A 23640-nucleotide genomic window follows, 5' to 3' on the forward strand; every position below is an offset into this window, starting at 1 on the left:
TTAATTGTTTAGCTGAAGCCACCAGAGGTGACTTCTTTTTTGTGTACAGTTGAGCTTTCTTTTTATTCTGGTAACGAGCTGTTATCAGTAAACATATTATTGTAGCGACAAGAAGCGTTCTCGTTGAATCATCAGCTGATCAATTCGAGCGTCGTAGCGTGCTTGTTTTAGGCTTCCTAATTCTGCGATTTGGCTTGCTTGCGTGTAGTACTGAATCGCTTTGTTCCAGTTGGCTTGCAATGCCAAAATTTCTGCACGAGCAGCCAGTTCTTCGTCGCTGTTACCAAGGCTCGTATTTACTTTTGAAAGTAAGTGCCAGCCATTGGTGTCATTCGGGTTATCGTGCGTGTAACGTTGCAATACGCGAACCGCTTCTTGTAGATCTTCATTTTCAATCAGTGCGTTGGCGTAGTTAATGGTCAGAACCGGGTTGTTTGGTTGACGAACCAGTGCCGATTTAAGTTCTTTAATTGCAACCTCAGGCTGTTTCTTCTCGATGTGCAGATCCGAAATAGCATCTAGATAAAATAGGTTAGTTGGGTCGCTGTTAATCAGCTTGTTCAGAATCGGCTCTGCTTTGTCTAATTTTTTAGAGTCTAGGTAAACCAGTGCTTGGCCATATTCTAATGATGGAACCAAAGCTTTAGGGGCTTTCTTCAGCTGGCGCTCAAACCAATCAAGAGCAGCATCATTATTGATGCCAGCATAGCGAGCAACAATGCGGGCTCTTGCTAGGTGGTAGTCCAGAGACGGAGCCAGTTTCAGTGGCGGGTAACTACGAGCACGAGCACGTGAATCGGTAATTCGGTCTTCTGGTAATGGGTGAGTCAGTAGCATTGGCGGTGGTGTGCTCGCATAGCGATATTCATCAGCCAAACGGCCAAAGAAACGTGGCATGGCATTCACATCAAACCCAGCTTTTGCTAGCGTGTTGATGCCAAAGCGGTCGGCTTCTTTTTCATTACTACGGGTGTAGTTGATTTGGCTTTGCATATTACCCGCAGTCGTTGCCGTTAGGGCTGCAATGCCGGCTTCAGGAGCTGCAATTGCCAGTAATACAGAGGCTGCTAGTGCTGCAATGGTTGCTGGTGAACGGCGAGCTTGATCTTCCATACTACGTGCTAAGTGACGTTGGGTTACGTGCGCGATTTCGTGCGCTAATACAGAAGCCAGTTCACTTTCAGATTGTGCATGCAGGAACAGACCTGAGTGCAAAGCAACGTAACCACCAAAGAAAGCAAAGGCGTTGATGTTGCGGTCACGGATCATAAAGAACTGGAAAGGTGTCTTTACATCATTTGCGTTCGCGACCAGACGATGGCCAAGCGTATCAATATACAGGTTTAGAACTGGGTCGTTTACGATAGGCTGGCTACTTCTGATGATACGCATGTAGGCATCACCATAGATAAGCTCTTGGTCGATAGTGAGTGTGCCGCCAGCAGCGGTACCGATATCTGGTAGCTCCAAACTATTGGCATTCGCCATAGTTGGGGTGCTTAATGTGGCTGCGATGCATAAGCAAGCAATTGAGCGAGCGCGTTTAAACATATTAGTCAGTAATACTCCGTTTCTTCTGACAGTAAGACAAGTGCAATGGAAATTGGTTCTTTATCTGATTTAACCTTTGCCAAGTGCGTGCGCTATCATGAAGGAAGATGAATGAATGATGGCGCGTTTTCAAAAACAGATTACAATACGACCCTTATAATAAGCATCGAGCTCAAGAATGACACCTAATATTCTAGATTTACGCCAAGAGCGCTGTCCAATGGCGCTATTATTAGCCAAGCGTCACAGTGTAAAGTTAGAAGTAGGGCAGTCATTGTCAATTTATGTGTCTGATAACAGCTCGATGAAAGATATTGTTACTTATTTGTCTAAGCAAGCCTATGATGTCATCGCTGAGGTTTGCTCTAATTACCATCATCTCCTCGTCACTAAAAAGGAATTGCAGTCAGATGCTTGAAATGGTCAATCGTTGGTATAAACGACGTTTCTCTGATCCCCATGCTGTCAGTTTGGTTGCCATCATTCTCTTCGGCTTTATTACGATCTACTTCTTTGGTCACCTAATTGCGCCACTCTTGGTTGCAATTGTGTTGGCTTATTTGCTTGAGTGGCCTGTTACCCAACTTCAAAGACTCGGCGTTCCAAGAACGCCCTCGGTGATGTTGGTGATCATGATGTTCTTTAGCGTGATGCTACTTGCGATCTTTGGCTTGGTACCAACTATTTGGGAACAAGTGGGTAACCTAATCAATGACATCCCAAGCATGTATGGCAGCTTACAAAATTTCATCGCGACGATCCCTGAACGCTACCCAGAACTAGCCAACCTGCAGATCGTTGAGTCCATTATGTCTAACGCCAAGAACAAAGCGTTAGGTTTTGGTGAAAGTGTTGTCAAAGGTTCTCTTGCTTCTCTTGTGAGCTTAGCGACCTTGGCGGTTTACTTGATTCTTGTACCACTGCTTATCTTCTTCTTGTTAAAAGACAAAGAAGAGATGATCAGAATGGCGAGCGGTGTACTTCCTCGAAATCGTCGTTTAGCGACCAAAGTATGGGAAGAGATGAACCAGCAAATCTCGAACTACATTCGCGGTAAGGTTCTCGAGATTTTAATCGTTGGTGGTGTCAGTTATGTAACCTTCGCGATTTTGGATCTGCGTTATTCAGTCTTGTTGGCTGTCGCGGTTGGTTTCTCGGTACTGATCCCTTATATCGGTGCGGCAGCTGTGACTGTGCCAGTAGCGATTGTTGGCCTGTTCCAGTGGGGATTAGAGCCCCAGTTTTACTGGTTGCTTCTCGCTTACGGTATTATCCAAGCGCTAGATGGTAACGTGCTCGTTCCTGTTCTTTTCTCTGAAGCGGTGAACCTGCACCCAGTGGCCATTATTGTCGCCGTGTTAGTGTTTGGTGGACTGTGGGGATTCTGGGGCGTGTTCTTTGCGATCCCGTTGGCAACGCTAGTTAAGGCGGTTTGGAATGCCTTACCGAGTCACGCATTAGACGATGACCCTGAACATCAAAAGTAATTGATCTTGTTATAGAAAAAGGCCGAACATCCATGATGTTCGGCCTTTTTGCTCTTAGCTTAATAATTAGCTTAATGAGTGCTGCTTTTGCCTTAGAGAGTGTTGAATCTAAGTCATTAACTCACTCAAATCGCCCTTAAGCTTCTTGATTGAAGTAATCTAGAACCACTTCGTGGTGAGTCTTAGTCTTGAACTTGTTGAAGACATGTTCAATCTGACCTTCTTCATCAATTAGGAAGCTAATACGGTGTAGACCATCGTATACCTTACCCATGAGTTCATACCCTTGGAAATCTTTTTAGACTCAACTTTTGACAATTTTTAATAAACTCTATATTTAACAGTGAGTTAGTTTGGTAATTTCTCTTTTTGAACCTCAATTATAGTAGTTGTCATAATTTTTTGTAAATCGGGCTGATTTTGACGCTTTTCCAAGCGCAAACTTGTCATAAAAACTAAGGCGTTGCTATAAGTTGAAGTTGATAGTCATTACGATGGGATCACTTGGTGATCACATGTACACTTGTCACTCAACTCGCTTTTGGACATTTCTGAGTAATGAACCATACAGAGCCCTGATTTTTCGGATTACTTCTAGTATTGCAACTATGTAACCAGCCTACATGTGACAGGCCAAGTTCCCTTATTCACTACAGTTACTGATATCATGCTGAAAAGAATTTGATATCTCTGATTTTAGTGTGTGAAATTTGGTACGAGTTTCCTGTATTATCTCCATAAAGTATCGAAGAAGTACCTCGGGCGCTCCTAGTACTCAGCGCTCTAGTATAGAAGCTATTATGACACAAAGCGATTTTAGAGATTTAATGTATAAGATTAAGGCCGATGCTTGCTCCGATTTCTCTGGAGTTGGTGTTATTGTGTCTGATTCTCCTGCGAGTTTACCAATAGTAAGTCTACGAGATACATCACCAAAGTTATCCGGTTCGGTGGTTGAGATTTTGGCAGAGCTTTCTAGCTATAGAAGCAAATATCATGATGGGTTTCATATTCTAAATAGAAAAGGAGAAATTACGCATGTCGCTCAGTATTTCTCTCCACCGATTATTAAAGAATTGAACATCGATACTGTTCGCCCAGTAGGTGGGCGTTTCGTAGCTGCTCTTTTCGGCTCAGCAATTCCTGATGTAATAATGACCGGGGTTATCAGTGAAAGACATGGCCTTTCTATCTTTGTAGGTGGCAAAGAAGTATATTTTGAGAAAGCATAATGATTAGCCTTATTCCAATAGGTAGAGTTATTACCCTCATTGCTGTCGTATACGCAGTCGTTAGCTGTCTAATCCTCTGGGCTGTGTATGACGAAAGTACATCGTTCTTGTCAGCTGTATCAATAGGAGCTAGCGGTTCAGCTGTTTTAAATGGTCTACTCGCCATTCTATTTTATTATGGCTGGGAGAGAATTTGGGGGAAATACCCTATCCTAAACAGACTTTTATTCCCCAACTTAAACGGGACATGGGATATGACGATCCATTGGGAGTGGGAAGGAAAGCAAGGTACATCGCAAGGCAGAGCTGTGATTAAACAAAGTTTTCTGAATATCGGTATGGATGTAGAGGCTGAAGATTCTGACTCTCAAACTTTACTGGCTAAGCCTAAAAAAGATGCAGAAACTGGGAGATCAGAACTATATTATGTTTTTTTAACCACCCCAAAACACAAATCACACTCACAGCCTCAACAACCATATAAGGGTACAGCTATTCTTAAGCTAGGTCTGGATGATGATGGATTACTTCAAGGGAATTATTTTACTAGTCGAAAAACCGTCGGTTACTATGTGTTAAAACGTGTTAGCCATTCTGATTAAAATCATACCGAAAGTTAACTCTACCTTGCTAATAGTGATAAATAGCATAAAAGCTCGACAATTAACTATCAAAGTAATATGCCTTTATTTTTTCTCAATAATAACCTCTACTTGAATTGGTTGATGACCTCGAATAAACAGGTAAGCACTACACTCGAACTGCCAAAACCAACGTAACCTAGAAATAAATAAAAACGCAAAATCTACGTTTTCACCACCATTAACTATACCTTGCATAGCATTGATGTCATTGATACTAGGATCAACTGAGAAACTTGGGTGTGTGTGCCACTCTCCTAAATAATTGAAGCGTTTGTAATCAGAGCCTGTTTCTTCATAAAACTTCTGCAATGCCAAATCGTGTTCATCAGAATCTCTGAAAAAGCTAGAAGTCGTCCCTCTTTTCACATCAACAGAAAAGTCAACGATCCGGAAGGCCTGTTCGCCTAAGTCTTCCCCCATAAGCATTCCACCTATTTCACGCTTGCCAGCCTTTAACATATGAAGCCGAAGCTTTTTCGAAACACTATTCGGAAGAATTATTTGCATCTAATTGGCCCTTAGGTGGCAGGTAAGCTTGCAATATTTGGATAATCTCTTCTGAATCAATATGTTCAGCAGTTTCTCCCCACTTGCCTTCTGGTAGCAGGTCGATAGGGCGAGTATCAAAAGGCTGTTGAAAAAGCCATTCTGACGACATACCAACGATATACGCAGAATAAGGGAATATACTAGCTTCAGGTCGAGCTAGAATATCGGTTGCGAACTGAGTAGCATGAGCACTCATAATGGAGACTTCAGCATCATTTGCTATTAACGGTGTATCGTCATCCATTTGAGCACTATAGTCATTTGCTTTTGTGCTATGCAAGAACTCTACACCTTGTCCTTCGCACCAATTATATATTTGAGCTCTCGCAGACAGTGGGACAGGGTCTAGCTCAGGTCTTGACCTTGCCACAAGGCCGCCAATTCCACCACCAAAAACTTCAACCCAGATCATTGGTTTTTTCTTGCGCACTGAAACAGACGCAATCCAGTTGAATGCTAAAGGCTCTGCTGTAGCATCTATAATGAGATCGCAATTACCGAGTGATTCTAACGCCCCAGACATTGAACTAGAGCTTTCTTGTCCACCTAACGATAATCTAAGGATCTGTGTATCAACGCGAGGGTTAATGTTTTGTAATCGCTGTTGTAATACAGGTGCTTTATGAGCTCCAACATAGTTGAGATCTAAGTCATTTCTAACAATGTTGTCAGGAAAAAAAATGTCTTCATCAATGAGCAAAAAATTTCCTACCCCAGATCTACACAAACTTGCGGCAACTTTGGAACCAACAGAGCCACACCCAACTAGTCCTACTTTTTTATCGCTCAATGATAAAAATTGATCAGGTAATCTATTTTTGTGCTCCGGTATTTTAATCGTCGTGTAACGTATTAATTTTCGTTCATCGATAGAACCAAAGAGAGTCAATAAAACCCAATTATCTTTATCCCCCATAATCAAGTTTGCAATTGAATCTGTTTGTAGAACTTCATGATACAGCTCTAGCATTTCTGATGTTTCAAGTAATTTTTTTAAATCAGATACTTCTGGTTGTTCTGATATTTCTGCACCAGAAAAACGTACTACGAAGGCTTGTTCTTCTCTATTACCGTCAGGTAAGTTGAGATTGCTTGTCCAAATTGGATTATCTTTGTCTCCCACCTTTAAAAGAGAACTAATGAAGACCCCGCCCACCTTACGTTCTCTGATCCAAGCTCTTTCTGTTTTTCTCTCTGTGAGCGCTTTGAGTGCATTTAGGTCTCCTTCAGCAAGCAAAAAACGACAAGTTTTGATGCGCGTATCACGCCCTAAGGAAGGTATATGTGCTGATTGTGCATGCGCCATATACCCTTCTTCTCCCTGCTCTTCTAAAAGTAGTCGGTAAACACTTTCAATCATATCTGAGCCACTTATTGACGATTGCCAATTATCAGGCCTATGCTCTAAACATAGTTCACCGTTCGGCCCATACTGATGCAAAGAGACCCTCGTTTTATCTTCTGTATAGATCATTGGTGGTGAATCAGGGAATACGCTCGGGTACACCATCTTAAAGTGATAAGTTGTATTTAGATGAAATACATGAAATGTCAAACACATTGCCAATTCATTATCTGGATCAGCCTGCCACTTGCCTACTTCTAACCAGCCTATTTTAGACTCAAGCTCCGATACAGCCGCTCTTTCTAAAGAAAACCTTTCTTTTTGAAGAATCCACCACATCACGCAAATCCATCCGGCTTCTTAGGTTTTCTTGCAACATCACCAAATGCAATGTTTGGGGTTGCTAAGGTTGATGCTGCCGTCGCAGCAGACAACAAACTAGAGGCTCCAGATTTTGTTAAACTTAATAGATCTTGGTGAACCAGATTCGTTACATTCTGGCCGATTCTGCTTTCCAGGATACCCGACATTCGGCGGTGTTCAGCTTGTTGTGCTGCTGAGTAAAAATCTTCTCGAGCCTGACTAAGCCAGGAGAAAAAGGCTTCAGCGCGTTCAGGATGTGTTTCCCATTTATCGGCAAAATTCTCCATGGCATCTGTTGGATTGTTGATTACATACTTCTGTCCATCATAGTGTATTCCTTCCTCCATCTTGAATAATATGGAGAGCAGCGCCGAACCTATATTATCTTCACCTTGATATGCATGAGCAGATAGCGTTGTAAGAATTATTGATATGGGTTTATCTTTTGAATTACCTTCAAACATCATGTCACGATGACGTTTAAGTATCATTATCGCTGATTGCAAGGATGTTCTGACGCGATAACTCGGGATGTCTTCAATACTGGCTTGTATACCTTTAGTTTCCATTTCTTTCAGTATTTCGCGGCGTTTTCTTTCAAAGTTCTCACCCATTCGAAATTTAAACCATTCAGCATATCCACGAGGGTTCGATCTCGGCCAGTCTGATGTAATTTGATAGTACTGAGGTAGTACTTCATTATCTGTTATAGCTATTGCCGTCTCAGCAAATTTAGTATCAAAGTTCTTCTGTTCTAGTAGAAGACGTTGTTGTTCAGCGTTTGGGATACAGGGAACGACATCCATGTGGAATTGCGCGCCGTCAGCATATTCTAGCCTCCAACAGCGCCTCTGCTCAGCGACTGGCTTTTTGATACCCTTGCTTTTGCGATATAACTCTAGTTCATCCCCCATGAGCACTTTTAAATCTTGTTGCGAGAGAGACGACTTATCGAGATAAGTCAAAGAGCACGCACAATCAATATCGTATTCTTCCTGTGCTGACAAAGGTTTAATGACTAATCCTAGACGAAAAGAGCCTTGTACATACACGTCAGGAGAGTAATCTTTTACCGTTGACTCATCTCTATGAAGCCATTCCCCTACAGACTTATAGCTTTTCTCAGCCTGCTCATATCTAGACTGTGGGATCTCTAATGCTTTGGCCAAAGCCTCTAGATAAGTATCCGCTTGCTTTGTAACTGATACAGACATACAACCTTCTCCTGCCTTATGGGAACATCATTCCGTTACTTCAATAATGCAGCTTTTGAACGTTGATGTTGTATAAATGCCAAAAGTTGCATAGCTAGAATACTCCTTAGAATCAATCATGTACAATTTGCAACCGCCATTTTTACAACGACATATTTAAAAGATGTATTCGTAACATATGGGAATACATGCTCTGGCTGGAGTCTATCTGGTATGCCACAAAAATAGGCTGTAATTGAAAATCTACACTGTATAAATCGAGATTGTCCTGAAATTTGTGTAATTGTTACTTTAATATCCTTTATCTGAGACTTATTTGATGTTGCTGATCGGAGTTAGCACCGACTGACCTAACATCATTGCCAGTTATATCTAAAGCGGGGACGAAAATATTTGAACCATCAGGTCTATCGTAAAGTCTGCATACTGAATGATTCCCTGCTTGTAACATTTGGCCAAATTTGAAAAGTGTACTGGCTGGGGAGATACCGAAAACATGTATCACCTTAGAGCGCCATGAATCTTGAATTGTCCTTATGGCTTGCCTAGCAAGAACTGAAAAATTATCTAATTGTTCTTTTGAGTTAATGCAGTTAGGGTCGGGGTCAGTATTAGTGATTCTAATCCAGCCTATTTTCTTATCTCTAACTTTTTTAGCCAATTCTTCGGGAAAAGCATTGGTATCTAACTTTGCTGTGAGTTCGAAAGAAAGGATTGCTTCTTCCTGGTCAGAATCGTCACCTACTTCATACGAGATATTAAACTGCGAGGTTAAGATCGGAGATTCCTTTGGCCAACGCCAAGTTTTTGCGATTCGATCATATTGGAAAATTTCTACATGCCTAGCTTCACCGATAATCCTTCCAGCTAGAACTAGTACTGGAACCAAATGCAACGGGAAAATTCCTAGAGATTCAGGTGTCATAGATGATTTCTGAGATGGTTTGTTACTTGTGAAGCTAATTAATTCTCGTATATCTGACTCATGTTCATGAAGAAAATGCCCCCAAAACCCAAAACGTCCTCGGTCATCTCGCTGTGTTCTTCGGAGCATGTGTTTGATTTCTGGGAGTGGACCAAGATTTCGGCTAAGTGCAGAACTGCAAAGTTCTGTTTTGGATACATTTGTTGGTACTTGAGCTAAGTCAGCGAGTAGAGTTATGAGTTGTACGGTGGGATACTGCAAACTACCCAATAACAAATTAACTCGGGCAGTATGTTCATCGCGCATATGTTGTAAATCGGATGCTGAATGTCCAGCTACATCTATCCTATCTATAAGTCTATGGTGACCGTCACACATAAGCATGATGTTGTCTGGAGAGTCTGATAGTGCATGAGAGCTCTCATTCCCTCTAGGTCCATCTGGATCGGAAGCTACAATGTGAGCCAAATATGCAACCCTTGCATTTTTTGTTGTTAAAGGAGTAGAGCCAAGATCTTGACCACACCCCCGGTACATACACCTTCCTCCAGCATCATGCCATACCTTAGAAGCTGTAAGGGGTGATATTGCTTTACCTCGACCTTGGCCAAATAGTACATCCCTTGCTTTCTTTAGGGCGGTAATATCTTTGACTTTTGCTTCTAGCAACGCCCAGTCAAATTGTGAGGTCTTACTTTCTACTAATACGTCATAAGGAAGCTCTATACGTTTAAGCATGTTCTTCTTAGACAGCACCTTGAGAACGGACACAGCTTCCGTACCTAAATCACCTACCATTAACTGCGACGGTTTTTCACCCTGTTCATAGACCTTGAAGATATGTTTGGCATAAGCATAAACTATTAGTTTTCCATTTGAGAGGCATAAAGAAAGCCATTCTGCCAATTCTGCGTCAGATAAACCTGACGGATGACCTTTAAGTACCTTCAGTTCGTTTTGCACTTGTAATCCTTTTCCATCATTTAACTGCTACTCATTATTAACTGACTCTGACCCAATTTCTTCCTTTCGGTTGCAGATAAGTAAGAACAATAATCAACCAAGCTCATAATGTGGTATTAGTTAGATTTGGTCAAACAGAGGTAACGAGGGTTACTAAAAGTAACAAATATTTCCAGTTAAAACGCTTTCGTACTGTCAATCCCCGATAGAAATGTCCACTTTTAGGAGAAAAGAAATGGAGTCAACGTGAGTGGCTGGCGGTGAATTGGTCAAGTTCAAGAAGGAAAAGGCTCGCTAATGCGAGCCTTATATCTATCAATTGATAGGGATGACGAGCTTACCACTTCTTGCTAAAAGCACCTCGTCTTTAACAACAAATGCCTCTACGAAGTGATTCCCTTTATAAGAGGTTGTTTCTTCTTTGATTTTTCCACCGATTTCAAACCCACCTCGTAATTGACCTAATCTACCCGCTTCTTCTCCAGTGTTAGTAATTTGCCAATATACGTCTGAGTTGGGAGGAATATCATCTGTAACCGTGAACTTAAGCGAATAGTTCTTGCCAAAAATAATTTGTTGGACAGCTCTAGCGAACGGATTGACGCCATTTTTATTACGATACTCAACATCTAAGTTGACACTACCAACGCTCTCCACTTCTTCCCATCTATGACGCGCGCAGTAAGGAGGAATAGGGAAGTTAGGTTGACTTGCTTCGCCCAAGATTTCATCATAGGTAGCTGCTGTGGCAGATTTCTTGGTAACAGAATGAAAGCTATCTCCGAACACACGGCGCCATTTTTTAATAGATTCAGTTCGATCTGTTTCATCAAATGCATCTTCTATCCAAGTTCTATAATCGCCGATCTTTGTTTTGAAAATCGTATACTTTTCTTCATTCCAGTGACGAGTAAACGTTTCTTCGGTTCGTACTGGATTGACTATTTCTGGCATTGAATCGTAAAAACTTAAATAATCATCCAAACGGGTAAAAATTGTCTTTAAGGTGGTAGCAATATCTTTGAAGAGCTCACTATTAGGTTCGTAGTCTTGAACCATATTACAAATCAAAGTGGTTAAAAGTATTGATTTACATGAAAACGTAGTTTTTATGTCACGAAGATACTTGATAAGGCGAATACATTTAATGAGGTTGTTGTTACCTACTACTGAATTCTTGTCGGCGACCCACTTCTTGTATGCTTCAGGGTCAGTAAGCTCAAACTCATTGGTGTGTCTATTCGCAATCAAATATTGTGTATGATTACCTAAAACGGTTTCTGTTACTCGTACAATACATGGAACAACATCGATATGAAAATCACCTGAATAATCAAGATAAACACAACGAGTGTTATAGTGAACCATATCTTTATAGATACTTGACCCCTTAAAAGCCTGATGAAGTTTTGTTATGTAGTCTTTAGGCTCCCAATTATCATTTTCGTCCATAAAGAAGACTATATCAGCGTCAAACTCTTTGTTTTTAACTGGCTTGATAATCGTCCTATGTCCGTATGACCCCTGAGGCGAGGTGTTCCTAAAAATCCCTTTAAAATCGTCGTGATCTTTTACATACTTCTCAACAGACGCTGAAGTGGTAGTAACCTTGTTAATTCGAGCTTGATTGAGATTGACCACTTCTGTTAGGAATTCAGTAAATATTTTTTGATGTCTCACATGGTTTCCTTACTTAATTAAATAACTAATTTCTTGGTCTTTGTTTATTTGTAATGACCAAGGGTAACCAGCACCATCAAAGTGGTGTACGTTTATCTGCTGACTAAGGTGATTTTGATTAAACTCCGCCCCTATGCGCATGATTAGCGAGGCTTGAGCCATAAGGGTCAAATGAACTTCAGTAACGTAGGGGTACTTCTTAAGAAGGGTGTTATTTATTTCGGTTCTAAGGGAGGCAACAAAGTTTGATTGCTCTACATCTGAGAACATATTTCCAACGTTTCTACTTTCAACTCTATAAGCAATAGCGCGATCTAACTCTAGACTTTCAAGAAAGGTCTTTAAGTCATTATCAAAAGAGACTTCTATCGAAATGCCTAGCTTTGTTACCTGAGAATCTAGAACTTCCGGCTTTTCCATAATTTCTGAGCACTCTAATTTTTGACCTCGACTTCTAGCATCTCGACAGTCTAACCATCGTTCCTTGTGCTGCTTCTTGTTGTCACGGTTCCAGCAGTAGTAATTTACCAAACGCTTATTTCCAACCAAGTAACCTAAAGTAAAGCAATGCGGAACATGAGCTATAGCTCCTAAAGCGAGTGGCTTGTTTGGTTCAAAGCCATTTAATTTCTGAAGTGATTCGTCGTAAAACTTCTGAAGTTTGGCGCATGATTCTTTTAACCAGTCCTCAAGAGTCTGCTTTCTAGATTTCCACATGAAAAGGTCATCATGTAACCCGGCTGGTTCGATTGTGGAACTAAAACTGCTGCACAGGGTTGGAGCGGCAGCCCCATCTAAGCTTCTTAAATCGATACTCTTTGCTCTGTTCTTTGAGGCTGACTCACCAAATAGCATTGAGTAAACTTCAAAGAAGAATCCTACGACGATCATTACTATTGAGACATAAACACCTACCAACGTCGCAATTTCATATGTTGAGTCAGACGCTGTATCAATGACGAATGAGTATTCACCATTGCTAAACTGAATTGCAAGTGAGCCAATTGCCGTAAGAGTAAAGAGCTTTATGCCTAAGCTCATAAGATAGCGTGAGCCTGAAAGTCGGCGCTGAAAAATTACGTAACCAAAATCAAGTAGTTGATCTATCCATTTCAAACTTCAAGTCCTATATATCTAGAAAGTAATTGATTCTAACCTATAAGGTATTTATTGCACATTGATATATGTGTATGTAAATGCCTATTCATATTTGGTTATCTATTCGTTTGTACAGACTTTCACTCCCATATTACATCTCGGGGATTAACAGCGAACAGCATGAGAAGAAGGGATAATTTTTAGTATTGTAAAAGCCCTGAACAGGGTGTGAATGAGTAAAAGATCTAAACAACTTTGGGGCACTTTGGAGTTAGAAAGTGCCACTGGTAAAAATTCAGTCTGTGAAGGTTCTGGACAGAAGCTTGTTAGCAATCTTGCTAAGTTAGCACAATCTTAATTAGTTGAGGTAACACGAAGTCGCTTACACTCATGCACAGTATCACTGAGTAGTGAGAATCTAAAAAGGAATGTTCTATTTTCATAACGGCCCCTAAATTATCTAACGACATGCTCCTTCATGTTAATACGTCTGCTATCAACTTTTTTCCTTCAAACATACCTATTCGCTCTTTTAACTGAAGAACTTTACTGCCTCCCCAAAGGAGCTTACTACCATGTTTTTCAATATTCCAACCTGGTGACAAGAACTCCTCATAGTGGCTTTGTTTCCTAATTCGAGTTCAGGTATAAACTCGCCTAATATGGAGAATTGTTAGGCGATTACTATCGTTTTAGGCATACCTAGAACAGTGAGCTTGTTTAACGCTTTGATCATGGCGTAAGTTTCGCCAACTTGGGCGTGGCTTTGTTGCGTAATTAAATTTAGAGATAGAGCCAACCCGTTTCGCTTGTTTCTTAGTCAATACGACAAGTTTCAGGCATACCTAACCCAGTAAGCTTGTTCAACGCTTTTATCATCGCGTAAGTTTCACCCACCTGGGCATTGTAATTTCTTAAGCTCAGTTTCCCTCCTAGCAACTGTTTAACTCGATACATCGCTGTTTCTGAGAGTGAACGTTTGTGGTATCCATACCGCTCTTTCCAATACTTATTTGAGTCGTATAATTTCTGGCAACCCACGGCGAAATTTCGAGGGTGACCACGCTCCCAGAAGGCAGCCCCTTCTCTTGGGGGAATAAGCGCAATAGCTCCCTTAATCTTAATAGCAGCGTGACACGCTCTCGTGTCGTAAGCGCCATCACCAGACACCTCAAGGATACTTCGGCGTGTTTGTTTCAGTAAGTTCGGGAGTACTTCTCCATCTGTAACCGTCGATAAACTTAGCTCGGCGGCAATGATCTCATGAGTGTTGGTATCGACTGCAATATGCAGCTTTCGCCAGACTCTACGCTTGCCATCCGTCCCATGTTTTTTGACTTTCCATTCACCTTCGCCATAAACCTTAAGGCCAGTAGCATCAATGGCTAGGTGCTGTATCGCTCCTCTCGTTTTAGTCTTAAATGAAACCTCAACTTGCTTGGCTCTACGACTGATGCAGGTGTAATGCGGACAACTTAACGGTACATGGGCTAACCTAAATATCGAGTCGATAAATCCTTGCAGCGCTCTCAATGGCATAGAAAAAACTCGTTTGACCATGAGTGCTGTCGTGATAGCTAAATCACTGAACCGACGCGGCCTACCGCGCTTATTCTGTTTGCTTTGCGCCCATCCGCTTATTGCTTCTTCATCAATCCAAAAAGTCAGAGAACCACGGTTAATGAGTGATCGGTTGTATTGCTTCCAGTTGGTTGTTTTATAACGAGGCTTAGGCATAGGACTACGAGATAGAGTGGAGGTAGCTGATCAGATCGTAGGTTCTTGATTTAGTTCCATTGAATTACGCAACAAAGCCCTTGGGCGTTATAATTTCTTAAACTTAATGTTCCTCCGAGCAGTTTCTTCACACGGAACATCGCCGTTTTTGCTCGCTTGTTAATGTATGAATAATGAGGGTATAACAATGGCAGTTGAGCAAGCTTGAAAACAGAATTCATGAATCCTTGCAGACCTCTCAACGGCATAGAAAATACCCGTTTGACCATAAAAGCCGTCGTAATCACTATGATTAATAATATTTATAGGGTGGATTATCTATAATGATAACTAATTATTGTGAGTGGGAATTTTTTGATATGATTAACGCTTTTTAATATAAGTGGTATTTCCGCTTCCAAATAAATTAATTAACAGATAGGCTTTTTCTAGATAAAGAGGAGTTACCTTTAATATGGAAAAGCATTTACCCTTGATTATAAATGGTCTTATATGCTCTACGGGGCGAGGAAGTCATGAGATCACTTTTGAAGAAAATAAAGTTAAAATAGATTCTTTCAATGTTGAGCATATTTCTCAGATGCTTAATCAGGAGGTTCTGATAGATTTAGATATAAATAATATAATCAATTTTGTTTATACAGTGGGACAGCGCTGGAAGAATGAAGAATATTCTAGAAGAAGAACGTACATTAGAAACCTAATTACCTACTTAGGTTATTCACCACAAATGGCAAAATTAGAGGCCAATTGGATCGCAATGATTTTATGCTCTAAAAGTGCCCTATATGACATTGTGAATACTGAGCTTGGGTCAACCCATATTCAAGATGAGTGGTTACCTCAAGGTGAGTGTTATGTAAGAGCATTCCCTAAAGGGCGAGTCATGCACTTACTCGCAGGTAATGTTCCCCTTTCCGGTGTGACATCGATATTGCGTGGCATTCTGACTAAAAATCAATGCATCGTACGAATGTCGGCTTCCGATCCATTTACTGCGCATGCATTGGCAATGAGTTTTATAGACGTCAATCCGGACCACCCAATTTCTAAGTCGATCTCTGTACTGTATTGGCCACATAAAGCTGATACGACAGTTGCGGAAGAGCTCATTAGTCATATGGATGCGGTTGTTGCTTGGGGAGGGCATGATGCTATTGATTGGGCGGTTAAGCATTCGCCTTCACATATTGATGTTTTGAAGTTCGGCCCTAAAAAAAGTTTTACTATTTTAGATGAACCGACCAACTTAGATGAAGCGGCTTCCGGCGCCGCTCATGATATTTGCTTTTATGACCAGAATGCTTGTTTCTCTACCCAGAATATATACTTTTGTGGAGACAACTATGAAGCTTTTAAGGATAAGTTGGTAGAAAAATTATGTCTTTATGAAAATATTCTCCCGAAGTCTAGGCAAAGTTTTGATGAAGAAGCTTTGTTTTCATTTACTCGACTGGAATGTCAATTCTCAGGTCTCAACATTATATCGGAACCAGATAATAAGTGGATGATTATAGAATCAGACGCTGGTGTCGAATACAACCACCCTTTAAGTCGTTGTGTTTATATCCATAAAATAAATAAGGTGGAAGATGTTATTGATTATATCGAAAAGCATAAAACGCAAACGATTTCTTTTTATCCTTGGCGTTCTTCAACTAAATACCGAGATATCTTTGCTCAAAAAGGCGTTGAGCGAATAGTTGAATCCGGCATGAATAATATATTTAGAGCGGGTGGTGCACATGATGCGATGCGACCACTACAACGCTTAGTTCGATTTGTCTCTCACGAAAGACCATATAGTTTTACCACCAAGGATGTCTCTGTAGAAATAGAACAAACTCGATTTCTTGAAGAAGATAAGTTCTTGGTTTTTGTCCCTTAAATAAGGAAGTTTATAATGAAAAGTCAATGTAAGACTATTTCTCACGTGCTAAGCGTGAATAATGGTCATAATATTCACATCTGGGAAACACCTCCGAATAAAAGTGCTCCCTCTAAAAACAATACCATTCTTATTGCTTCTGGGTTCGCTCGGAGAATGGATCACTTTGCTGGTCTCGCAGAATACTTGTCTGAAAATGGGTTCCATGTATTTCGTTATGACTCGCTCCATCACGTCGGTTTGAGCTCAGGCACTATCGATGAATTTACGATGACCACTGGAAAAAACAGTTTATGCACGGTTTATCACTGGCTACAACAAAAGGGCATCTCGAACATCGGACTCATTGCGGCAAGTTTGTCGGCTCGTGTGGCTTATGAGGTTGTTGCTGATCTTGAATTGTCTTTCCTCATTACTGCTGTTGGTGTCGTAAATCTGCGTGACACGCTGGAAAAAGCACTTGGGTTTGATTATCTCAGTTTACCGATCGATGAGTTGCCAAACGACCTTGACTTCGAAGGGCACAAGCTTGGTTCTGAAGTGTTTGTTCGAGACTGTTTTGAGCATCATTGGGATACTTTGGAATCTACGCTTGCCAAGGTCGCTAATACCTCTGTTCCATTAATTGCATTTACCGCCAACAACGATGACTGGGTAGAGCAAGGTGAAGTCTACGGAATGCTCGGACAAATCAGCAGCGGCAATTGCAAACTGTACTCCTTGCTTGGGAGCTCTCACGACTTGGGTGAGAATTTAGTTGTCTTACGTAACTTTTATCAATCTGTGACGAAAGCAGCGATCGCAATGGATGACGGCAGTCTCGAAATCGATGTTGATTTTGTCGAGCCAGATTTTGAGCAGCTCACCATCGCGACGGTCAATGAGCGTCGTCTAAAAGCAGAAATCGAAAGCCGCATGCTAGAAATGGCTTAATGCTTACCTGCAACACCAATAAATAAGGAAACGTTATGAAATTTGGAAATTTCCTTCTCACTTATCAACCACCTGAGTTAGATCAGGCACAAGTGATGAAGCGATTGGTTAACCTTGGCAAAGCCTCTGAAAGTTGTGGCTTCGATACCGTTTGGTTATTAGAGCATCACTTTACTGAGTTCGGTTTACTGGGGAACCCATATGTGGCCGCTGCGAACTTACTTGGTGCGACAGAAAACCTTAATGTTGGTACCGCTGCGATTGTGTTACCAACGGCGCACCCTGTCCGACAAGCTGAAGATGTTAACTTGCTTGATCAAATGTCGAAAGGGCGATTCCGCTTTGGTATTTGTCGCGGGTTGTACGATAAGGACTTCCGAGTGTTTGGGACTGATATGGACAACAGCCGTGCACTGATGGATTGTTGGTATGACTTGATGAAAGAAGGCTTTGAAGAAGGTTACATGGCCGCAGATAACGAGCATATTAAATTTCCTAGAGTACAGTTGAACCCTGCAGCACACACCAAAGGCGGCGCACCTGTTTATGTGGTTGCTGAATCAGCGTCCACAACGGAATGGGCCGCACAGCGTGGTCTGCCAATGATCTTAAGTTGGATCATCAATACACATGAAAAGAAAGCTCAGCTCGATCTTTACAATGAAATCGCGGCGGAACATGGCTACGACGTCACCCAAATTGACCACTGCCTATCTTACATTACCTCAGTCGACCATGACTCTGAGAGAGCTAAAGAAGTTTGCCGAAACTTCCTTGCCCATTGGTACGACTCTTACGTGAATGCCACCACTATTTTTGATGATTCTAACCAGATCAAAGGCTATGACTTTAACAAAGGCCAATGGCGTGACTTTGTTTTGAAAGGTCATAAGGACACGAATCGTCGCATTGATTACAGCTACGAAATCAATCCAGTGGGCACGCCTGAAGAGTGTATCGCGATCATCCAGCAGGATATCGATGCAACAGGCATCAACAATATTTGCTGTGGTTTTGAAGCTAACGGTTCAGAAGAAGAAATCATCGCATCCATGACGCTGTTTCAATCTGATGTGATGCCATATCTCAAAGAGAAACAATAATAATTATTTTCGATAAGGAAAGGGACATGAAATTTGGATTATTCTTCCTCAATTTTTTTAACTCAAAGCAATCTTCAGACCAAGTCATTGAAGAGATGTTAGATACTGCTCATTACGCTGACCAACTGAGTTTTGATACCGTCGCTGTATATGAAAACCATTTTTCGAATCAAGGCACAGTAGGGGCGCCATTGACGGTTGCGGGTTTTTTACTTGGTATGACTCAAAATCTCAAAGTGGCCTCTTTGAATCATGTTATTACCACCCATCATCCGGTTCGCGTTGCTGAAGAAGCTTGCCTGCTTGACCAGATGAGTGAAGGTCGCTTTGTTTTTGGTTTCAGTGATTGCGAAAAAAGTACAGATATGCGCTTCTTTAATCGTCCGACCGATGCGCAATTTCAGGTATTTGATGCATGTTATGAAATCATTAATGATGCTTTTTCAACGGGTTACTGCCACCCTGATAACGACTTTTTCAGTTTTCCAAAGATTTCTGTAAATCCACATGCTTATACCGAAGGTGGTCCCGCTCAGTTTGTGAATGCCACCAGTAAAGAAGTGGTCGAATGGGCGGCGAAGCGAGGTCTTGCTCTTGTGTTTAAGTGGGATGACTCCAATGCGCAGCGCCAAGAATACGCGATGCTCTACAACGATGTTGCTAACGAGCACGGTGTAGATATAGCGAAAGTGCGCCATAAGCTGACTCTTTTAGTCAACCAGAATCTTGATGGCGACCAAGCAAGAGCAGAAACGCATGAGTACTTAGCTGAGTATGTTCGCGAGTCTTACCCAAATAGTGATTTCTCAACAAAAATGTCCGAATTGTTGTCTGAAAATGCCATTGGTACCTATGAAGAAAGTACTCAAGCAGCCCGTATTGCAATCGAGTGCTGTGGTGCTTCTGATGTATTGATGTCATTTGAATCAATTGCAGACAAGACGCAGCAAAGAGCGGTCATCGATGTTGTGAATGCCAACATTGTGAAATACCACTCTTAAGATCATACCAACACATAAAGGGGCTACATTGACGCCCCTTTCTCCATCTCTATGCGCAATCGCGCTTATTTATATAGGCATTTATATGGACGTACTTTCAGCGGTCAAGCAGGAAAATATCGCGGCAAGCACAGAAATCGATGACTTGATTTTTATGGGTACACCACACCAGTGGCCTTTGCAGCAACAGAAGCAATTGACTTCCCGTCTTGTTAAAGAGGCGTATCGGTATCATTACCAGAATAACGAGGATTATCGTCATTTCTGCCAAACATTAGGTGTGAAAGAGGACGTATCCGACCTCAACGATATCCCCGTTTTTCCAACTTCAATCTTCAAACTAAGAACGTTACTGACAGTCGAAGACGCTGACGTTGAAAATCGATTCACAAGCAGCGGCACTAGTGGAATAAAAAGCATAGTTGCTAGAGACCGACTGAGCATCGAGCGCCTGCTTGGTTCAGTCAATTTCGGCATGAACTATGTCGGTGATTGGTTTGATCATCAAATGGAGTTGGTCAATTTAGGCCCGGACCGCTTTAACGCCAATAACATTTGGTTCAAATATGTGATGAGCTTGGTCGAGCTGCTTTATCCAACAGCTTTTACTGTGAACGAAGATGAAATCGATTTTGAAGCAACGTTAAAAAACATGGAGAGGATTAAGAAAAAGGGTAAAACCATTTGTCTTATTGGCCCTCCTTATTTCATCTACCTGCTTTGTCATTTCATGCGTAAACAAGGGCGAGAGTTCAATGGTGGCAGCGATCTTTACATAATTACGGGTGGAGGCTGGAAGAAGCATCAAGACCAATCTCTCGATCGAGAGGCTTTCAATCAACTTCTGCTTGAAACATTTGACTTAGACAGTTCCCAACAGATCCGAGATACCTTCAACCAAGTGGAGTTGAATACTTGCTTTTTCGAAGATAAAGAACATAAAAAAAGAGTACCACCTTGGGTGTTTGCGAGAGCCTTGGATCCCATCACTCTTAAACCTTTGCCAAATGGGGAGCCGGGGCTAATGAGCTATATGGATGCGTCGGCGGTGAGTTATCCCTGTTTCTTGGTCACCGATGATATTGGCATCGTGAGAGAGGAAGAGGGAGAAAGGCCTGGGACAACGGTCGAGATCGTTAGACGGGTAAATACGAGAGGGCTAAAAGGGTGCGCACTGAGTTTGTCTCAAACGATTACGACTAAGAATGTGAAGGGGTGAATGTGATGTTATGTACGGTAGAAAAAATAGAACCACTTACCAGCTTTATATCCCGTGTAGTTTTGAGACCAGATCAACCATTTGATTTTAGAGCAGGGCAATACATCAACCTCAGCTTAAATTGTGGCGGAGTTCCGCTTTCCATTGCTTCTTGCCCTACTGAAGGTGAGTTTTTAGAGCTTCATATTGGTGGCTCAGAGCTGCGTAATAAAAATACCCTTGTTATGGAAGAGCTGACCAACGCTTGGCTCAGTGGCCAAAAAATTGAAGTGAGTGAACCGAGAGGTGACGCTTGGCTCCGCAGTAAGAGCGCAAAATCTCTATTACTCATAGCCGGTGGTACTGGTATGTCATATGCGATGAGTATTTTGAGAAACAGTTTACAACATGGGTTTACACAACCGATCTACGTCTATTGGGGTGCAAAAGATATGAATAACTTGTACGTGCATGATGAGTTGGTTGATATTGCCTTGAAAAACAGAAATGTTCGTTACGTACCTATTACGGAGGTCTCAAGCTCCCCCCAATATGCGAAGCGTGGGCAGGTTCTAGAGTGTGTGATGAATGATTTCGGGAACTTATCTGAATTCGATATCTATTTATGTGGCCCTGGCAAAATGGTTGAGTCCGCTCGGACAGAATTTTGTAAAGAGAAAGGTGTAGAGCTAGATCAACTTTATTCCGATGCATTCGCTTATTTATAACAACTTTCAAGGAGATGAAATTATGGAGTCTACGTCACTTTTAGAAGAGTTTGGTAATCCTCTGCAAAGAGTCGAACGGGCTATTGAGGCGCTTAAACATGGCAATGGTATCTTATTGATGGATGATGAGAACCGCGAAAATGAAGGTGACTTGATCTTTTCTGCTCAATACCTGACAGAGCAACAAATGGCGCTGATGATCAGAGAGTGTAGTGGAATCGTATGTTTGTGCCTAACTCAAGAGCGAGCGAACTGGTTGGAATTGCCTCCTATGGTGGAAGATAACCGAAGTAAAAACCAAACGGCTTTTACGGTGTCAATCGAAGCTAAAGAGGGGGTTACAACAGGAGTATCAGCAAAAGACCGTGTGACAACAGTAAAAACAGCGATCCATTTTGGTGCTCAACCGGAAGATCTTGCGAGACCGGGCCACGTTTTTCCTTTGGTTGCTAAAAGCAATGGCGTACTGGCCCGTCGAGGTCATACAGAAGGGACTGTTGACTTAATGCAGCTCGCTAACCTTGTCCCATCTGGTGTGCTTTGCGAGCTTACCAACTCAGATGGTACTATGGCAAAATTGCCTGAAACCATTGTGTTTGCGAAACTTCACAAAATGCCCGTTCTGACGATAGAAGACATTGTTGAGTATCGAAATACATCGTGCGACAAAAAGAATATTGTAGTGGTCAACAAATCCCGGACACCAAATTAGGTGGTAAAGTCTCCACCATAAATGAGGTGTTCAATGACGAAACGACAACGACGTACATTTCCTACTGAGTTCAAAATATATGCTGCAAGTTTGGTTTTTGACTAAGGGTATTCCATACCTGGAGCAGCTAACTCTATGGGCGTAGGTGAAACGGCTTTACTGCGATGGGGCGGCCAACTCAAAGCATGAGCCGTCGTGGTAATTGTTGGGATAACGCTCCCATGGAGCAGCTATTTAGAAGTTTGAAAACCGAGTGGATACCAGCAACAGGTTACCTGACACTAGCTCAAGCTAAGAAAGAGATCAGCCATTACCTGATGAGTTACTACAATCGGCAGCGGCCTCATCAAGCAAATGATGGGTTGTCACCAGTGAATGCCGAAAATCGTCTTAAGTCAGTGTCCTGAATTTGTTGACCACTACAGAATGGATAACTTTTAGTAGGGAAAGAGCCCTGAACAGGATGTGAATGAATAGAAGCACTAAATAGGAAAGGATCAGGAATAAATTGTGAAACAGGTTGTTTCACAATTTAGCGACAAGCTGTTGCCAATTTGACAGCGACCAGTGGCATTACTCAGCTTTATCTAAAAGCAAATTGGCTCTAAGAAGGTTTGGGGCAAAGACGCGTTAGAAGGACCAAAAAGAAGTTATCCATTTATCACACTCTATTAGTCTTAGGGAGCATTGTTACTCTTCAACAAGAGCTTTGGCCACTACTGAATCGGTCGCCTTTTTTAGCATATCAGCCATCTCTGAACTAAATGCGAGTTCAGGTCTATGCTCTGAGCGTTTAGGTATACAAAGTTGCTTGTGAAGAGAAATAAGGTTCCGTACGCTAGTAGAAAACTTAGCATTAGCCCGACAAACTAGTTTAAAAGATTGCACAGCTTCACTCTCAACCCCAGCACACCTAACTATCCCATAAAATTGAGTCTTAAGGATGTCTTTAAAAGACTGAATCATTGCAGCAGCATCGGTTAACTCTTTGATGGATTCAGCATCAAAGAATTTTTCAGGATGCTGCGAATCTTCAATAAAGGTATAGAGCGTATTAAGGGCATCAACCCTGCTATCGATAGAACTCTTAAGGTGTGCGATGGCAAGCTTAACGTCATCACTCATAAACTCACCAGTTGGGCTAATCAAGTTAGTTCCAATTTCAAGGTCAATAGCTTCTGTTATTAACCGGCCTATCTCCACACTAGCTTTACCTTCAAGCGCTGCGATAATTTTACTCATGACTACCCGCTGTTCTATTATTTTAAAGGTATTCTATAAACTCTGAT

The 23640-nt window shown here is 41.7% G+C and carries 20 protein-coding genes and 3 pseudogenes; 12 read left to right on the forward strand and 11 right to left on the reverse strand.

Annotated features, from left to right (window positions below; all coding sequences use genetic code 11):
• Positions 1–96: 96 nt before the first annotated feature.
• A complete protein-coding gene (gene bepA / locus OCV20_RS04040; RefSeq protein WP_086774691.1) occupies positions 97–1551 on the reverse strand; it encodes a beta-barrel assembly-enhancing protease in 1455 nt (484 codons plus the stop codon).
• A gap of 178 nt (positions 1552–1729) precedes the next feature.
• Between bepA and OCV20_RS04045 the strand changes: the two genes are divergently transcribed.
• Complete coding sequence (locus OCV20_RS04045) at positions 1730–1969, forward strand: sulfurtransferase TusA family protein (protein WP_086774690.1); 240 nt, start codon at positions 1730–1732, stop codon at positions 1967–1969.
• On the forward strand, positions 1962–3038 hold the full coding sequence (locus OCV20_RS04050; protein WP_019821634.1) for an AI-2E family transporter: 1077 nt from the start codon (positions 1962–1964) through the stop codon (positions 3036–3038). The genes OCV20_RS04045 and OCV20_RS04050 overlap by 8 nt, the downstream gene beginning before the upstream one ends.
• A 136-nt stretch (positions 3039–3174) precedes the next feature.
• Here OCV20_RS04050 and OCV20_RS04055 read toward each other — a convergent pair.
• Positions 3175–3318: pseudogene (locus tag OCV20_RS04055) on the reverse strand (thioredoxin-dependent thiol peroxidase); the annotation flags it as partial.
• A gap of 520 nt (positions 3319–3838) precedes the next feature.
• Between OCV20_RS04055 and OCV20_RS04060 the strand changes: the two are divergent.
• Together OCV20_RS04060 and OCV20_RS04065 are read left to right on the forward strand one after the other, a co-directional pair.
• Positions 3839–4270 carry a diadenylate cyclase gene (locus OCV20_RS04060; RefSeq protein ID WP_086774689.1) on the forward strand — a complete coding sequence of 144 codons (432 nt, stop codon included), beginning with the start codon at positions 3839–3841 and terminating at the stop codon, positions 4268–4270.
• Positions 4270–4872 (forward strand): Cap15 family cyclic dinucleotide receptor domain-containing protein, encoded by a 603-nt coding sequence (locus OCV20_RS04065; protein WP_086774688.1) that lies wholly within the window; start codon positions 4270–4272, stop codon positions 4870–4872. Before OCV20_RS04060 ends, OCV20_RS04065 begins: the two co-directional genes overlap by 1 nt.
• 84 nt (positions 4873–4956) lie before the next feature.
• Here OCV20_RS04065 and OCV20_RS04070 read toward each other — a convergent pair whose 3' ends face one another.
• The 8 genes and pseudogenes from OCV20_RS04070 to OCV20_RS04105 all read right to left on the reverse strand — a co-directional run.
• The gene (locus OCV20_RS04070) at positions 4957–5421 is read right to left on the reverse strand and encodes a Mov34/MPN/PAD-1 family protein (protein WP_086774687.1); all 465 of its coding nucleotides are present in this window, start codon (positions 5419–5421) and stop codon (positions 4957–4959) included.
• Entirely contained in the window at positions 5399–7147 is a 1749-nt protein-coding gene (locus OCV20_RS04075; protein ID WP_202910133.1) for a ThiF family adenylyltransferase, read from the reverse strand. Before OCV20_RS04075 ends, OCV20_RS04070 begins: the two co-directional genes overlap by 23 nt.
• Entirely contained in the window at positions 7147–8385 is a 1239-nt protein-coding gene (locus tag OCV20_RS04080; protein ID WP_086774685.1) for a nucleotidyltransferase domain-containing protein, read from the reverse strand. The genes OCV20_RS04075 and OCV20_RS04080 overlap by 1 nt, the downstream gene beginning before the upstream one ends.
• 301 nt (positions 8386–8686) lie before the next feature.
• Complete coding sequence (locus OCV20_RS04085; protein ID WP_086774684.1) at positions 8687–10273, reverse strand: SAVED domain-containing protein; 1587 nt, start codon at positions 10271–10273, stop codon at positions 8687–8689.
• Positions 10274–10588: 315 nt separating this feature from the next.
• Positions 10589–11953 (reverse strand): SMODS domain-containing nucleotidyltransferase, encoded by a 1365-nt coding sequence (locus OCV20_RS04090; protein ID WP_086774683.1) that lies wholly within the window; start codon positions 11951–11953, stop codon positions 10589–10591.
• Between the two features lie 9 nt (positions 11954–11962).
• On the reverse strand, positions 11963–13069 hold the full coding sequence (locus OCV20_RS04095; RefSeq protein WP_086774682.1) for an SAVED domain-containing protein: 1107 nt from the start codon (positions 13067–13069) through the stop codon (positions 11963–11965).
• A 798-nt stretch (positions 13070–13867) separates the two neighbouring features.
• Positions 13868–14788, reverse strand: coding sequence for an IS5 family transposase (locus OCV20_RS04100; RefSeq protein ID WP_086773621.1), 921 nt, complete (start codon positions 14786–14788; stop codon positions 13868–13870).
• A 139-nt stretch (positions 14789–14927) separates the two neighbouring features.
• Positions 14928–15078 (reverse strand): annotated as a pseudogene (locus OCV20_RS04105) (transposase); the annotation flags it as partial.
• 164 nt (positions 15079–15242) lie between these two features.
• Here OCV20_RS04105 and luxC point away from each other — a divergent pair.
• The 8 genes and pseudogenes from luxC to OCV20_RS04145 all read left to right on the forward strand — a co-directional run.
• Complete coding sequence (luxC, locus tag OCV20_RS04110) at positions 15243–16676, forward strand: long-chain-fatty-acyl-CoA reductase LuxC (protein WP_261881423.1); 1434 nt, start codon at positions 15243–15245, stop codon at positions 16674–16676.
• 15 nt (positions 16677–16691) lie between these two features.
• Positions 16692–17609 (forward strand): acyl transferase, encoded by a 918-nt coding sequence (locus OCV20_RS04115; protein ID WP_086774665.1) that lies wholly within the window; start codon positions 16692–16694, stop codon positions 17607–17609.
• Between the two features lie 35 nt (positions 17610–17644).
• Positions 17645–18712 carry a luciferase subunit alpha gene (gene luxA, locus OCV20_RS04120; RefSeq protein ID WP_017106196.1) on the forward strand — a complete coding sequence of 356 codons (1068 nt, stop codon included), beginning with the start codon at positions 17645–17647 and terminating at the stop codon, positions 18710–18712.
• Between the two features lie 26 nt (positions 18713–18738).
• Positions 18739–19713 carry a luciferase subunit beta gene (gene luxB, locus OCV20_RS04125; RefSeq protein ID WP_086774664.1) on the forward strand — a complete coding sequence of 325 codons (975 nt, stop codon included), beginning with the start codon at positions 18739–18741 and terminating at the stop codon, positions 19711–19713.
• Between the two features lie 85 nt (positions 19714–19798).
• Positions 19799–20932, forward strand: a complete 1134-nt coding sequence (luxE, locus tag OCV20_RS04130; RefSeq protein WP_086774663.1) for a long-chain-fatty-acid--protein ligase LuxE — start codon at positions 19799–19801, stop codon at positions 20930–20932.
• A gap of 5 nt (positions 20933–20937) precedes the next feature.
• The gene (gene luxG, locus OCV20_RS04135; RefSeq protein WP_086774662.1) at positions 20938–21639 is read left to right on the forward strand and encodes a flavin mononucleotide reductase LuxG; all 702 of its coding nucleotides are present in this window, start codon (positions 20938–20940) and stop codon (positions 21637–21639) included.
• Positions 21640–21661: 22 nt separating this feature from the next.
• Positions 21662–22351 carry a 3,4-dihydroxy-2-butanone-4-phosphate synthase gene (gene ribB, locus OCV20_RS04140; protein ID WP_086774661.1) on the forward strand — a complete coding sequence of 230 codons (690 nt, stop codon included), beginning with the start codon at positions 21662–21664 and terminating at the stop codon, positions 22349–22351.
• 176 nt (positions 22352–22527) lie between these two features.
• Positions 22528–22758: pseudogene (locus tag OCV20_RS04145) on the forward strand (integrase core domain-containing protein); the annotation flags it as partial.
• 283 nt (positions 22759–23041) lie between these two features.
• On the opposite strand, the gene OCV20_RS04150 reads toward OCV20_RS04145, so the two are convergent.
• Entirely contained in the window at positions 23042–23593 is a 552-nt protein-coding gene (locus tag OCV20_RS04150) for a hypothetical protein (protein WP_086774660.1), read from the reverse strand.
• Between the last annotated feature and the right edge of the window lie 47 nt (positions 23594–23640).

Source organism: Vibrio coralliirubri (assembly GCF_024347375.1).
Taxonomy (GTDB): Bacteria; Pseudomonadota; Gammaproteobacteria; order Enterobacterales; family Vibrionaceae; genus Vibrio; species Vibrio coralliirubri.